The sequence below is a fragment of the Desulfovibrio sp. SGI.230 genome (genome assembly GCF_050313065.1).
In the GTDB taxonomy this organism is placed as follows: Bacteria; Desulfobacterota; Desulfovibrionia; order Desulfovibrionales; family Desulfovibrionaceae; genus Desulfovibrio.
Map to the genome: position 1 here is coordinate 45,009 of NZ_JBNPKS010000009.1, position 15,036 is coordinate 60,044.

Below are 15,036 nucleotides of genomic sequence, written 5' to 3' on the forward strand. Positions count from 1 at the left end.
GGGCAGTCCGGCGGGGGCCTCATGCAGTCCAGAGATGCCATCCGCGCCATCAAGGAGCGGCTCAACATCACGGATATCGTGCGCCGTTACGTGGATCTCAAGCGTAACGGGCCGCGCTGGGTGGCGCCCTGCCCCTTCCATCAGGAGACCAAGCCCAGTTTCTCGGTCAACGAGGAACAGGGCCTGTTCTACTGTTTCGGCTGCCAGGCGTCCGGGGACATCTTCGATTTCTACGGCCGCATCAACGGCCTGGATTTCCGCGAGACCCTGGAGCAGCTGGCCGCCGAGGCCGGCATCACGCTGGATCGCGGGCCCGTTGACAAAAAACGGCAGGAAGAGGACCGGCAGCGGCGTTCTTCCCGCCAGACCATGCTGCGCATGTACGAGCTGGCGGCGGCCCATTTTGCCGCGGCCCTCAAAAGCCCGGAAGCCGAGGAGTGCCGGGCCTACATACAGCGGCGCGGCCTGAGCCCGGAGATCGTGGAGCGTTTCGGTCTGGGCTGGGCGCGGCGTGACTGGCATTCGCTGGACCTGGCCCTGCAGCGCGCGGGCTACGACATGTGCCTGGCCGCCGAGGCCGGACTGGTGGGACGCTCGGACCGGGGCTCGGTCTATGACCGCTTTCGGGGCCGTCTCATCTTTCCCATCAAAAACCTTTCCAACCAGGTCATCGCCTTTGGCGGGCGTATCATCGCGGACGAGGACGAAGCCAAGTACATCAACAGTTCCGATACGCCCATCTATAAGAAAGGAGAACATCTTTACGGTCTTGCCCAGGCCAGAAAAGGCATTACTGTAAAGGGACGGGCCCTTTTGACCGAGGGCTACATGGACGTGCTGACCCTGCACCAGTTCGGCTACGACAATGCCGTGGGCGTGCTGGGCACCGCCCTGACCCCGGACCAGATCAAGCGTCTTTCGGGCTTCACCTCGCAGCTCACCCTGTTGTTCGACGGGGACCGCGCCGGCCGCAAGGCCGCCCTGCGTTCCTGCGAGATGCTGCTCACCCGCGGTCTGGCCTGCACCGTTGTCCTGATGCCCGAAGGCGAGGACATCGACAGCCTGCTGCGCACGCAGGGCGTGGAGGCCTTCGAGGCCCTGCAGGCCCAGGCGCCGGACGGGCTGCGTTTTTGTCTGGACGTGCTGCGCGCCCTGGCCCCGCGCGAGACCGTGGAATGGGCCAAGAATTTTTTGCGCCATGTGGAAGTGCCGGAGCTGGTCAGCCCCTATGTGTCACGGCTGGCCACCCACCTGCAGCTTTCCGAGGCGGAATTGCGTCAGGGACTGGCCGACAGCAGACGTCCCGGCCCTGACGGACAGACCACGCGCCCCAGCCGGGCGCGACAGAACATGCGGGACCGCCAGATCATGATGTATGCGGTCCGCTACCCCGACCGACTGGACGATCTGCGGGATCTGGGCGCTGACCTGGCCCTGCAGTCGGACATCGCCCGTCAGTTGTGGGACAAGATCGAAGAATGGGGCTCTGACGAGGCCCCCTACCATCTGGACCAGCGCGAAAAGAATTTCTGGTCCTTCTGCCGGGGCGCCGAAGCGGCCCCCCGTGATGACGGCGACAGGGAGCTGGCAGCCCTGCGCCATGATCTTGATGCCTATTATGCGGCAACCCAGCGCCAGTCCGTGACGGCCGCCCTGCGGCAGAACACCGGCACCGGCGACTTTGCCGCTGATTTGGAATATCTTCGCGCACTGCAGGAAACCTTGGAGCAGGGACATGAGCAATCTTAAAGATATCCAGCAAATTCAAAGCCTCATCGCCAAGGGCAAGGGCATGGGCTACCTGACCTTCGACGAGGTCAACAAAGCCCTTCCCGTGGAGATGAACACCCCCGAGCAGTTCGAGGAGATCATCGGCATCTTTGAGCAGCTGGAGATCGCCATCGTCGATTCCGAAAAGGACGGCAAAAAAATCTCCGCCACGCCCACCGAAACCGACGACGACGCCATGGACGGCTCCCTGGAGCTGGCCGAAGACGAAGAATCCGCCGACTATTCCTCGCGCAGCACCGACCCGGTGCGCATGTACCTGCGCGAGATGGGCGCCGTGCCCCTGCTGGATCGCGACGGTGAAGTGGTCATCGCCAAAAAGATCGAGATGGGCGAACAGGACGTGCTCTACGCCCTGGTGGAAGTGCCCGTGGCCGTGGAAGAGCTCATCAACGTGGGCGAGGACCTGCGCCAGAACCGCATCAAGCTCAAGGACGTAGTCAAGACCATCGAAGAAGACGATCCCAGCGAAGACGAGCTCAACCAGCGCTCCCGCGTCATCCTGCTGCTGGACGAGATCAAGCAGATCTTCAAGAAAAAGCGCAAGATCTACAAGAAGCTGGACGACTGCAACACCCTTGACCGCAAGGTGACCGCCATCCAGAAGGAGATCATCAGCTACAAGGAAGAGATCGTCACCCGCCTGCGCGACATCAAGCTGGAAAAGACCCTCATCGACCGCATCATCGAAACGGTCGAGGACTACGTGCGCCAGATGCACAACTGCCAGCGCGACCTTTCGGCCTACATCCTGTCCACCGGGCGTACCCAGGCCGAGATCCAGGAGATGTTCACCGGCCTTGAGCAGCGCACCATCAATCCCAATGATGCCGCCCGCGACCTCAAGCTCAGTGTGGACGAGCTCTTCTCCTTCAAGGAAATGATCATCGGCAAGATCGAGATCCTGAGCCGCCTGCAGGAAAAGTGCTGCCACAACGTCAACGACCTGGAAGAAGTGCTGTGGCGCATCAAGCGCGGCAACACCGCCGCCATGCGCGCCAAGCAGGAGCTCATCCGCTCCAACCTGCGTCTGGTGGTCTCCATCGCCAAAAAGTACACCAACCGCGGTCTCCAGTTCCTGGACCTCATCCAGGAAGGCAACATTGGCCTCATGAAGGCCGTGGACAAGTTCGAGTACCAGCGCGGTTACAAGTTCTCCACCTACGCCACCTGGTGGATCCGTCAGGCCATCACCCGCGCCATCGCGGACCAGGCCCGCACCATCCGTATCCCGGTGCACATGATCGAGACCATCAACAAGCTCATCCGCACCTCGCGTTACCTGGTGCAGGAGCTGGGCCGCGATCCCACGCCCGAAGAGATCGCCGAGCGCATGGAATACCCGGTGGAAAAGGTCAAGAAGGTGCTCAAGATCGCCAAGGAACCCATCTCGCTGGAAACGCCCATCGGCGACGAGGAAGATTCCAGCCTGGGCGATTTCATCGAGGACAAGAAGGCCGTGGCCCCCGCCGAGGAAGTCATCAATACCAAGCTGTCCGAACAGCTGGCGGCCGTGCTGGCCGATCTGACGCCCCGCGAAGAACAGGTGCTGCGCAAGCGTTTCGGTATCGCCGAAAAGAGCGACCATACCCTGGAAGAAGTGGGCAAGCTCTTCAACGTCACCCGTGAACGCATCCGCCAGATCGAAGCCAAGGCCCTGCGCAAGCTGCGTCATCCCGTGCGCAGCCAGCCCCTGCGTTCCTACTACGAAAACTAGTCATGCTGCGTAGCCTCTGCCTGATCCTTTTCCTGTGCTGCGTGCTCGTGGCCGGGGCCTTCCCCGGCACGGGCCGCGCACAGACGGACGCCCTGCCCCATCTGGAACAGATCGCCGTCCGGGGCAAGACCTCGGTGGCTTCCTGTCTGGACGGCGACACCATGCAGCTGACCAACCGCAGCCGCGTGCGCCTGGCCGGCATCGACACGCCGGAGCTCAAGCCCCGCAAGGGCAAGCCCCAGTTCTACGCCCGCGAAGCGCGGGAACTGCTCACCCGTCTGGCCCGCGGCCAGGAGGTCCGGTTCTTTGCCGTGGACAAGGAAGGCAAGGACAAGTACGGCCGCATCGTCGCGGACGTGCGCCTCAAGGACGGGCGCTCGCTCAACGGCATCATGGTGCGTGAAGGCGCGGCCTTCTTCTATCCCCACAAGGGGCTGGACAAAGAGTACCAGGACTGGCTGCTGGCCCTGCAGGCCGAAGCCATCAAGGAACGGCGCGGCATGTGGGCCGAGGTGCTCTCCCGCCCCGAAGCCTTGAAAAATTACACCGGCAACCGCAATTCCCTGCGCTTCTTCCCTGCCGACTGCCCTGACGCCCAGAAGATGAAGCCCCGCAACCGCATCCATTTCGGCACCCTCATGGATGCCTTCATGGCCGGTTATGCCCCGGCCCGCGTCTGCCCCTTCTGGCCGGAGGAAAAATAAGATCATGTCCCATCAGCCTCCCCTTTCCGACCAGCAGGCCCTGGTCATCTTTTCCGGCGGCCAGGATTCGGCCACCTGCCTTGCCTGGGCCCTTTCCCGCTTTGCCCGCGTCCATACGCTGGGCTTCGATTACGGCCAGCGCCACTCCGTGGAACTGGAATGCCGCGGCAAGGTCCGCAGCGCCATCGCGGCCCTCAAGCCGGAATGGCAGGACCGTCTGGGGCCCGACACCCTGCTGGACATCAGCCTGTTCCGCCAGCTGGCCGACACGGCCCTGACCTCGGACATGCCCATCGAGCAGGAAGGCGAAGGCATCCCCAACACCTTCGTGCCGGGCCGCAACCTGCTGTTCATCATGCACGCCGCAGCCTGGGCCTACGGCAAAAACATCCGCCATCTGGTGCTGGGCGTGTGCGAGAGCGACTCCTCCGGTTACCCGGACTGCCGCGACGACAGCATCAAGGCCATGCAGGTGGCCCTCAATACCGGCATGGACAGCCATTTCGTGCTGCATACGCCGCTCATGTGGCTGGACAAGGCCGATACCTGGCGCCTGGCCGAAGATCTGGGCGGCATGCCGCTGGTGGACTGCATCCTCGAGCAGAGCCATACCTGCTACGAGGGCACGCGCGGCGAGCGCTATCCCTGGGGCTACGGCTGCGGCCAGTGCCCGGCCTGCAAGCTGCGCGCCCACGGCTATGAGGTCTATCTTTCCCGCTATCACCAGAAGTGAGGCCGTCATGGCAGCCAAGAAACAACTGACCGCCGCCCAGGGCATGGATGCCGCCTGCATCCTCTTTGAGCTCAACAGCAAGCGCGAGCATATCGTCAATCTGGCTTTCGGTGCGGAGATCCCCGAAGCCTGCCTGACGGAGCCCGGCGCCCTGCCCGACTTCTGCGCCGAGTGGCGGGCCTTCGTCCATGCCACGGTCACGGCCGGGCTCATGCAGCACGCGCCCAATAGCGTGCTGGTGGGCTATCTGCGCCGCACCGGCGAACTGCTGGCCGCCACGGCCAAAGCCGAAGGCGCCAGCCTGCATACCCAGGCCGTGCCTGTCTCCGAGGACAGCCTCAATGCCTTCGTGGACGGCCCCTTTGCCGCCTACATGCCCTTGCTGGCGCAGGAAAAGCAGCACCAGTGCCCCGTGCTCTTCTGCCGCCGCCTGGGCTATGACGAGGACAGCCGCATCACGCCCGAGATCCTGAAGAAGATCCAGGCCCGTCTGGCCGCGGTCATGGCCCTGGTCATCACCGCCATCTGGGACAAACTGGACCAGTACGAGATCGCGGCGGATTAGCTGCGACACACACATTGCACGTAAAAAAGCCTGTCCTTGGGGACAGGCTTTTTTTGTCCCTGTCTGCTCCCGGCGAAGCCCGCCGTACCATCAGCAAGCCCCCCGATGATTTTCAGCATGTCGTGCCTCCGTTTACACGAGGAGGCACGACTTTTTTACGAAAATATAATTTTTTTGAAGAATTACGCTTTCCTTATTGACTTTGAAATTCTTTTTCAATATGTCTTATCAAGAAACCTCCCACACCCTCAGCCAGACCCCATTGCCATGCACTACCCTGCCTCCCGCTCGCTCTCCGCCGCATCCAGCCTGCCCCGCGGCAAACGCCTCCCCGTGTCCCTCACCGTCCTGCCCTCCATGATTCTCCCCGGCATCATATCCAGAAGATCCTCCTTTGCTCCTTTCTGCGGAGCTCCCTGCTGTCCTGTATGCCCGGGGCCAGCTTCCAGCTGAACGCTCCAGGGCACTTTGCCAGAACAAACACCCCCCGGTGTAACGGCCCCGCTCCTTCGTGCGCTTATCCGCTACCGGTCTGCATGACCGGAGCTTTGCGCCGGTCTGTCCGCCGTGCCCACGGGATGCCCTTTGCTCTGGCCCACCCAGAAAAGGAGGGAACATGGCGACGCAGTGTCCCGGTACGACATGCAAGACCGGAGATGATGCCTTCGTCTCCATCATCGACGGCATCCGTAAAAAAGCCCTGAGCCACCCCGACTCTCCGGCGCTCAGTTTTCTTCCCGACGGAAAAGCGGAAAATGCCGAGCTCTGCTCGTACAGCCGCCTCGACATGCGGGCGCGTGCCATTGCCGCGGCCATCCAGGCCACAGGTCAGGGCGACGGCCGTCCCGTCCTGCTGATGCTGCCGCCGGGCCTGGAATTCATCGCGGCCTTTTTCGGCTGCCTGTACGCGCGGGCCATCGCCGTTCCCATGACACCTCCGGGCCTGGCCCGCATGGCCCGCACATTCAATCGTCTGGCCCGCATTGTGGAAGACTCCGGCTCACGCGTCTTCATCACTTCCGCACGTCTGCGCAAGGCGGTGGAAGAACTGGCCGAACGCGTCCATTTTGCCGACAGCATACGGATCATCTGCCTTGATGAGACCGACGATGCCTTGTCCCGGTCCTGGCAGGAACTTCCTTTGACTGCGCATACGCCCGGATGGCTGCAATATACCTCCGGCTCCACCAGCAGCCCCAAAGGAGTCATCATCACTCACGGCAACATCATGGCCAATCTGGACAGCATCGCCGGGCACATGCGGCTCCGGGAAAATATTCCCACCGTCAGCTGGCTGCCCCCCTTCCACGACATGGGCCTCGTGGGCGGCATCCTGACGCCGCTCCATCTGGGCTGCCTGTGCGTCACCATGCCTCCCATGGCCTTCCTGCGCCAACCTCTCTGCTGGCTGCGCGCCGTCACCCACTATCGCGCCCAGCTGACGGGCGGCCCCAACTTTGCCTATGATCTTTGCTGCGACCGCATCCCGGAGGATCGGCTCCGGGAGCTGGATCTCAGTTCGCTTTCCGTCTGCTACTGCGGCTCCGAGCCCATCCGCCTGAAGACCATCCGCCGTTTTCTGGAGCGTTTCAGTTCCGCCGGTCTCGATCCTGCCAGTTTCTATCCTTGCTACGGCCTTGCGGAGAACACGCTGTTCACCACAGGCTGCTGGAAAAATGACGGCGATTTTGCCGTTTTTCTCGACAAGCAGGAATATGCCGCAGGCCGCATACGCTTCCTGCAGGAGCAGCACGCCGATGCCATGCCGCTGCTTTCCTGCGGCACGGCCGGGCGTAACAACGACGTGCGCATCGTCGATCCCCAGACATGCCGGGAGGTCGAAGAAAAGGAGCTGGGCGAGATCTGGATCAGGGGGACGTGCGTTTCTCCGGGATACTGGGAACAGCCCGAAGCCACGAAGACCGTCCTGCATGCCGTGCTGGCCGGATCCGGCGAAGGGCCCTTCCTGCGGACAGGTGACATGGGCTTCATGTCCGGGGGGCATCTTTTCGTCTCCGGGAGATGCAAGGAAATGATCATCCTCAACGGCCGCAATTTTTTCCCGCAGGACCTTGAGGAATGCGTCCTGCAGAACGTGCCGGGGCTGGAGCAGAATGGCGCTGCCGCCTTCGGCATCGACAGCGATGCCGGCGAACGGCTGGTCATGGTCTTCGAGACCCGCCTGCCCGCGACAGCCCACGAGGCGACGCTGGCGGCCATCCGGCGCAGCCTTTCCGAAGAATTCGACATCTCCCCCTGCGCCGTCGTCCTCTGCAAGCGGCATGGCGTGCCCAAGACCACCAGCGGCAAGATCCAGCAGTCCCTGTGCCGCCATCTTTACCTTCACGGCGAACTGCCCGTACTGGCGGAATGGCGGGAAGAGCCCCGCGCCGGGGCCCCCGCCTGGACTCGTCCCCCGCAGGAGCAGGATGCCCCCGCCTCCCGCGAGGCCTGGCAAAACTGGTTGCGTGACGGCCTTTCCGCGCGCCTGGGGCTTTCCCCGGACAGCGTGGGCCTGCACACGCCGTTCAGCTCCCTGGGCATGGGATCGGCCACGGCCGTAGCCTTGACCGGGGAATTGCAGCAGGCCTGCGGCCGTCCTCTGCCCGCGACCCTGTTCTATGACCATGCCGACATCGCCTCGCTGGCGTCGTTCATGGCCGGGGACCTTTCCGATGAAGCCCCGTTGCCCGCGCACTGCGCCGGACAACAAGCGGTGGCCATCATCGGCATGGCCTGCCGTCTGCCGGGCGCCGACAGCCCCGAGGCTCTGGAGGCACTGCTCTTCGGCGGCAAGGATGCCATCACCCGGCGCGACCCCGCCCACCGGGACGGTACGGCCGCTCCTGAAGACGGGGACAGGGCTGTCTGGGGTGGTTTTCTGGACGACATCAGCGCTTTCGATGCCGCTCTGTTCGGTATCTCTCCCCGCGAAGCCGTGGAGATCGATCCCCAGCAGCGCCTGCTGCTGGAAGTCTCCTGGCAGGCCCTGGAGCGGGCCGGGATCGCGCCGGACAGCTTGCGCCGCAGCCGCACAGGCGTCTTCACGGGCATCAGCTCTTCCGATTACGAGAACCGCCGTCTCCAGTGCGGCCAGAGCCTCAACGCCTATGTGGGGACGGGAAACGCCCACAGCATCGCGGCCAACCGCCTTTCCTATTTCTACGGGTTCGAAGGCCCGAGCATGGCCGTAGACAGCGCCTGCTCGTCCTCGCTGCTGGCCCTGCACCTGGCCTGCCGCAGCCTGCGGGACGGCGAATGCGAGACCGCTCTTGCCTGCGGCGTCAATATCCTGGCCGGAAGCGAAGGACAGGATATCTTCACCGACGCCCATCTCATGGCCCCGGACGGCCGCTGCAAGACCTTTTCCGCCGACGCCGACGGCTATGTCCGCGCCGAAGGCTGCGTGGTGCTCGTTCTTAAAACGCTGGAGAAGGCCCTGAACGACCAGGATCCCATCCTGGGCATCGTCCGCGGCTCGGCAGTCAACCAGGACGGCCGAAGCAACGGCCTTACGGCCCCCAGCCGCCGGGCCCAGGCCCGCCTGCTGCGCGAAGCTCTCCATAACGCCGGGCTTACGGCCGCGGACATCGACGGCATCGAAGCCCACGGCACCGGCACGCCCCTGGGCGACCCCATCGAATTCGGCGCCATCAGCGATGTCTACAGCGGCAGCAGGGAGGCCGATCGCCCCCTGCTGATCTCCTCCATCAAGACGAACGTCGGCCACCTTGAGGCTGCCGCCGGTCTTGCCGGGGTCTGCCGCGTCCTCATTTCCCTGCAGGCCGCGGCCATCCCGCCGCACCTGCACCTGAAACGCCTCAATCCTGAGATCAGGACAGACGGCATCCCGGCCGCCATCCCCGTCGCCACCACCCCGTGGCCCCGGACCCCGGGACGTCCCCGCCGGGCCGGTGTCAGCTCGTTCGGCTTTGGCGGGACCAATGTCCATGTCATCCTCGAAGAAGCTCCCCTGACAGACGCGCCTTCCGGCACGCTCCCCGGACCTCTCCCCGTCTTGCCGCTGGCGGCCGCATCGGAAGGCCAGCTGCGGGAGCTGGCGGCAGACTACAGGAAACACCTTGCCCGGGCACCGGAACGGGAGATGGCCGATGCCTGCCTGACCTGCGGCACCGGCCGGGCCTTCCTGCCCTGCCGTGCGGCCCTCGCGGGCCCTGATATCGTCCGGGGGCTGGAACAGCTCGCCTCGGGGATGCCCGTGCCCTTCATGGGCCATGTGCCGGACAGCGCGCCGCACCGTCCGGTGGTCTTCTTCCTCGACAGCATGACGGGCAGCCCCGACGCTTCCCTCCCGGATGTCCCGCCGCTGGCCTCCGCCCGCACCGCACTGCTGGAGCAGCTGCCCTCCGGGACGGAGACGGATGGACAGGCAAGGGCGTTCCTGGCTCTTATGGCCACGGCCGAAGCCTGGCGCCGTATGCTCGGCGAACCTGCGGCCATCCTCTGCACACCGGCGACGGTGTCTGTGGCGGCCTGCCTTGCAGGCCATCTCGACCCGGAAGAAGGCCTTGCCCTGTACCGGGCCCTTGAAGGTGATGGAGCCCCCATCCCGCAGTTCAAGGTCCGCGCCCCGGAAGCCGGGACCGTCTCCCTCCCCCTGTTCGATCTGGGCCGCAGCAGGCTCATCTCCGCCGAAGAAGCCCGCGATCCCGCCTTCTGGCGGGCATATGCCCCCACGACCGGAACCCCGGAAGAAGCCCATGCCATCGCCCAGGCCCGGCGCCTTGCCCCATCCGCCGACATCCTGGCCATGCGTCCCGGCGACCTTCCCGACGGCAATACCGCGGACACGCCGCTGCTGCTCCCCGCCTTCGCTCCCGATGCCGCCGCGACGCCGCAGCATATGGCCGCGGTGCTGGCCTGCTGCTGGACACGCGGTACAAACGTGCGCTGGACTGCCGTCCATGCGGGCAGCGCTGCCCGGCGCATACCGTTGCCGACCTATCCTTTTGCACGCGAGCGCTTCTGGTTCGGCGGCACGGACATGACAGACGCCCCTGCCGCCCTGCCCGCACGCCGCTCTCCCGCCCCGCTGGAGATCCCCGACGTATCGTGCGTCATGCAGGAGACGGCGCGTGCGGACCGTCTTGACGATGCGGAGCTCCTGGCGCTGCTTTCCCGCGAGGCCCGCGCCGTCCTGCGCCTGCCCGAAAACGTCCCCCTGTCCCCTGAGACGCCCCTGGTCAGGGCCGGTTTCGATTCCCTGCTGTTCATGGAGCTGGCGCAACGCCTGAGCAGACGCCTCGGCATGACGCTGCCTCCGGCCCTGCTCATGGAAACTGCCACCCTGGCCGCCTTGCGGGAACGTCTGCGCCTGCAGGAACAGACCGCTCCCGCCCCTCAGGAGATGACGGACATCGTTGCCCGTCCCGAAGACAGGCACCTGCCCTTCCCCCTGACGGACGTGCAGCACGCCTACTGGATCGGACGGGACGGCAGCATGACGCTGGGTGGCGTCAGTTGCAGCAATTATGTGGAAGCGGACTTCACGGGACTGGACGTCCCCCGGCTGGAAAAAGCCTTGGATGCCCTCGTCAGGCGGCATGACATGCTGCGCTGCGTCATCACGCCTGACGGACGGCAGCGCGTCCTGCCTGCGGTCCCTGCCTGCCGCATCCCGCTCGAAGACCTTTCCGCCCTGCCCGAAGAGGAGAAGGAACGCGTCCTCCGGCAGAAACGGGAACAGCTTTCCCACAAGGTACTGCCCACGGACAAGGCCCCTCTGCTGGAGATCACGGCAAGCCGTCTGGATGCCGCTACCATACGCCTGCACGTCAAGCTGGATCTGCTGGTGGCCGATGCCTACAGTTTCGGCATCCTGATGCAGGATCTCGCCGCTTGGTATGCCGACCCGGGAATGGAAAAAAGCCCTCTGGCCCTTTCCTTCAGGGATTGCGTCCTGGCGGCCGAGGCGGAAAAGGACACGCCCGCCTGGCAGGCGGACAGGGAGTACTGGCTGCAGCGCCTGCCCTTCCTGCCCGCAGGTCCCGAGCTGCCTCTGGCACGGACGCCGCAAAGCCTCGGCACCCCCCGCTTCCATCGTCGCACGGCGATGCTGGATGCCGCACGCTGGGCCCGCCTCAAGGAAATGGGGCGCGCACAGGGGCTCACGCCCTCCGGCCTGCTGCTGGCGGCCTTCAGCCTCGTCCTTTCCCGCTGGACGGCGCAACCGCACTTCTGCCTCATGCTCACGACCTTCGACCGCCGGTACCGGCATGAGGAAATGGGGGCCGTGGTGGGGGACTTCACCCGCCTGCTGCTGCTCGAAGTCCAAAGGGAAAAAGGCGCCACCTTCCTGGAGCACGCAACGGCTCTCGGCAGGCAGCTGATCCGGGACATGGGACACAGCCGTTTCTCCGCCGTGGACGTTCTGCGAGAACTGGCAAAGGATCACGGCGAGGACATGACCTCCTCCCGCTCCGCTGTCGTCTTCACCAGCGCCCTGCCCCTCAGCGGTGACGATCCGTTCGCCGCGGCCGACGGCCTGGGAGCGAAGCTGGCCTATGCCGTCTCCCAGACGCCGCAGGTATGGCTGGACCATCAGGTCTGCGAATACCGGGGCCAGCTCGTCTATACCTGGGATGCGGTGGAAGACCTGTTCCCCTCGGGGATGCTCGATGCCGTGTTCACCGTCTACGGCGACTTCCTCACGGCCCTGTGCGAGGATGCCGCTCTCTGGCAGCAGCCTGTGCCCCTGCACCGGCTGCCCGCATCACAGGCAGACGTCCGCCATGCGGCCAATGCCACAGAAGCGGCCATCCCGCCGCGTACGCTGTTCGCCCCCTTCCTGGACCACGCCTCCCGGGATGGAGCCCCGGCCGCCGTCATCGGCGAAGGCGTCAGCCTGTCCCGGGCCGAGGCCGAATCCATCTCCCGCCTGCTGGGGAACGGGCTGCGTTCGCGGGGTCTGCGTCCCGGCGAGATCGTGGCCGTCATGATGGAAAAGGGCTGGGAACAGGTCGTGGCCGTCATGGGCATCCTGCGGGCCGGGGGCGCCTATCTGCCCGTGTCCCCCTCCCTGCCGGACAAGCGCATCGCCTACATGTTCAAGGATGCCGGTGTCCGCTTCTGCTTCGTGCAGCCCGGCCTGGAAGCCAGGGCCGAAGCCTGCGGCAGCGAGGCCGTCCCCGTCCTCCGCGCCTTCCCGGAACAAGCGGCCCCCGCCGCGGCGCCCCTTCCGGATACGGACGTATCGCCGGAGGGCCTGGCCTATGTCATCTATACCTCCGGCTCCACAGGCCTGCCCAAGGGGGTGATGGTCAGCCATGCCGCAGCCCACAATACCCTGGCGGACCTGGGGCAGCGTCTGGGCCTTGGGCCCCGTGACCGCGTCATCGCCCTTGCCAGCCTGTCCTTCGACCTTTCCGTGTTCGACCTTTTCGGCGTCACGGGAGCGGGCGGCGCCGTCGTCATCCCCGCTCCCGGACAGGAGAGGGATCCCGCGGCCTGGTGCCGCCTGATGCGGGAACAGGGCGTGACCGTCTGGAACAGCACCCCTTCGCTCATGCAGCTGCTGCTCGACTATCTGGACGACCACCCCGAAGACAGGCCGGAACGACTGCGCCTGGCCCTGCTCAGTGGCGACTGGATCCCCCTTGCCATGCCGGACCGCATGCACGCACTGTGGCCGGACATGACCGTTGCCGCCCTCGGAGGGGCCACCGAAGCCGCCATCTGGTCCAACATCCAGATCGTGGACCGTATCCCGGCAGAATGGCACAGCATCCCCTACGGCCGTCCGCTGGCCAACCAGGGATATCTTGTCCTCGACCAGGACCTGTGCCCCTGCCCGGATCTTGTGGCCGGTGACCTGTACATCACCGGGGCGGGCCTGGCCCGCGGCTACCTCAACGATCCCTCCAAAACGGCCGCGGCCTTTTTCCGCCATCCCCGCAGCGGGCAGGCCCTGTACCGCACGGGCGACCTGGGCCGCTACTGGCCTGACGGCACTTTGGAATTCCTCGGCCGCAAAGACAGCCAGGTCAAGATCAACGGTTTCCGCATCGAGCTGGGCGAGGTGGAACGGGCCCTGAACGCCCTCCCCGGCGTGGGCAATGCCGCCGTCATCGCCCTCAGGAGCGACAAGGGCGACAGGCTCGCCGGCTTCGTGTCTCCCGCACCGCAGGCAGTCATGCCGGCACCGTCCGATGAAAGCCCGGAAGCCCGCGAAGCCCGGTACCGGAGCATGAGGGACGCCGGCATCACCCTTGTGGATGACGTGGAACGCCTGGCCTACAAACAGGCGGGGCACAACCTCCGCAAGGACCTCGACAGCCTGCCCCGCATCGGTCTCGCCACGGAGGACGAGGCCACCAGCCTGTCCCTGTTCTCCCGCCGCATCTCGTCGCGCCGCTTCACCGAAGCCCCCATGGAACGGGAAGCGTTCGAAAGATTGCTGGGCTGCCTGCGCGGCCTGGACATCCCCCAGTGGCCGGTAGTCAGGCACCGCTACGGTTCCGCGGGCTGGACCTATGCCGTACAGGTCTATGTCCTGGTCAGGCCCGGCAGGATCCGGGAGCTGGATGGCGGCTGCTATTATTATCATCCGCTGGAAAACGCCCTCGTCCGCATGGCCGATGCCCCTGAAGATGCGGCCACCGTCTTCCCCGGCCACAATGCCGACATCTTCTCCCACAGTGCCTTCGCCCTGTTCCTCGTGGCCGACATGGAGGCCATCCGTCCGCTCTACGGGGACAGGTCCGAAGAGTTCGTCCTCATCGAAGCCGGACTCATGAGCCAGCTGCTGGAAGAGACCGCCATGGAACAGCGGGCCGGTCTGTGCCAGATAGGCGCGCTGGATTTCGACAGGCTGCGCGGCAGCTTCTCCCTGGGAGCCGGGCACCGCTACCTGCACTGCCTGACAGGGGGGGCGGTGACCCGCGAACCGGGCTGGGACTTCACCCGTGCCCTAGCGGAATCCCTTCCCCACCAGGCCGCGGCCGGGGGGCTCTCGCCCGAAGACCTGCAAGGTCTTTTGCGGCAGTGGCTGCCCGATTACATGGTGCCCCAGACCCTGACGGTCATCGATGCCATACCGCTCACCGCCAACGGCAAGGTCGATCGCAGGCAGCTGGCCGCGCTGGGGGCCGGCCCCGCTGCGGGACCGGCATGCGTGCATCCCGAGGGCGAGACCGAAGAACAGCTCACCGCCATCATCCGGGACATGCTCGGCAAGGAGACGGTCAGCGTGCTGGACAACTTCTTCGATCTCGGCGCCACGTCGCTGCAGCTGGTCCTTTTCCAGCGGCGCATCAGCGAACTCCTCCACAGGCAGGTGGCCATCACGGACATCTTCGCCCATCCCAATATCAGGGATCTTGCCGCCTTCCTGGCCCCGCAGGGCGGGGAGGACAGCGCAGAGGACGCCATGTCCATGGCCGGACGGCGTGCCCGGCTGCGCAGGCAGATGCGCAGGCCCGGCCCGGCACATGCCGTCACGCCCCGGAACTTCGGCCCGCAGGACAGCCTTCCCGGCACGGAAAGCAATTCGTAACCGGCAGCGAAAGAT

At 65.3% G+C, this 15,036-nt stretch carries 6 protein-coding genes; all 6 read left to right on the forward strand.

Annotated elements, in window-relative coordinates; genetic code table 11:
* The first annotated feature begins 21 nt into the window (after positions 1 to 21).
* The 6 genes from dnaG to ACQRAG_RS08480 all read left to right on the forward strand — a co-directional run bounded on the left by dnaG (position 22) and on the right by ACQRAG_RS08480 (position 15,021).
* Positions 22 to 1,749 (forward strand): DNA primase, encoded by a 1,728-nt coding sequence (dnaG, locus tag ACQRAG_RS08455; protein ID WP_427803612.1) that lies wholly within the window; start codon positions 22 to 24, stop codon positions 1,747 to 1,749.
* A complete protein-coding gene (rpoD, locus tag ACQRAG_RS08460; RefSeq protein ID WP_006003927.1) occupies positions 1,736 to 3,505 on the forward strand; it encodes an RNA polymerase sigma factor RpoD in 1,770 nt (589 codons plus the stop codon). Before dnaG ends, rpoD begins: the two co-directional genes overlap by 14 nt.
* Positions 3,506 to 3,507: 2 nt before the next feature.
* Positions 3,508 to 4,209 carry a thermonuclease family protein gene (locus tag ACQRAG_RS08465; RefSeq protein WP_006003925.1) on the forward strand — a complete coding sequence of 234 codons (702 nt, stop codon included), beginning with the start codon at positions 3,508 to 3,510 and terminating at the stop codon, positions 4,207 to 4,209.
* 4 nt (positions 4,210 to 4,213) lie between these two features.
* Complete coding sequence (gene queC / locus ACQRAG_RS08470; RefSeq protein WP_204625588.1) at positions 4,214 to 4,942, forward strand: 7-cyano-7-deazaguanine synthase QueC; 729 nt, start codon at positions 4,214 to 4,216, stop codon at positions 4,940 to 4,942.
* A gap of 7 nt (positions 4,943 to 4,949) precedes the next feature.
* A complete protein-coding gene (locus ACQRAG_RS08475; RefSeq protein ID WP_006003923.1) occupies positions 4,950 to 5,507 on the forward strand; it encodes a hypothetical protein in 558 nt (185 codons plus the stop codon).
* Between the two features lie 616 nt (positions 5,508 to 6,123).
* Entirely contained in the window at positions 6,124 to 15,021 is an 8,898-nt protein-coding gene (locus tag ACQRAG_RS08480; RefSeq protein WP_427803613.1) for an amino acid adenylation domain-containing protein, read from the forward strand.
* The last annotated feature ends 15 nt before the right edge of the window (positions 15,022 to 15,036 follow it).

Bases quoted from the DNA above. Each gene is read 5' to 3' on its own strand.
- rpoD (WP_006003927.1), top strand. From the start codon at position 1,736: ATGAGCAATCTTAAAGATATCCAGCAAATTCAAAGCCTCATCGCCAAG.
- queC (WP_204625588.1), top strand. From the start codon at position 4,214: ATGTCCCATCAGCCTCCCCTTTCCGACCAGCAGGCCCTGGTCATCTTT.
- ACQRAG_RS08475 (WP_006003923.1), top strand. From the start codon at position 4,950: ATGGCAGCCAAGAAACAACTGACCGCCGCCCAGGGCATGGATGCCGCC.
- dnaG (WP_427803612.1), top strand. From the start codon at position 22: ATGCAGTCCAGAGATGCCATCCGCGCCATCAAGGAGCGGCTCAACATC.
- ACQRAG_RS08465 (WP_006003925.1), top strand. From the start codon at position 3,508: ATGCTGCGTAGCCTCTGCCTGATCCTTTTCCTGTGCTGCGTGCTCGTG.
- ACQRAG_RS08480 (WP_427803613.1), top strand. From the start codon at position 6,124: ATGGCGACGCAGTGTCCCGGTACGACATGCAAGACCGGAGATGATGCC.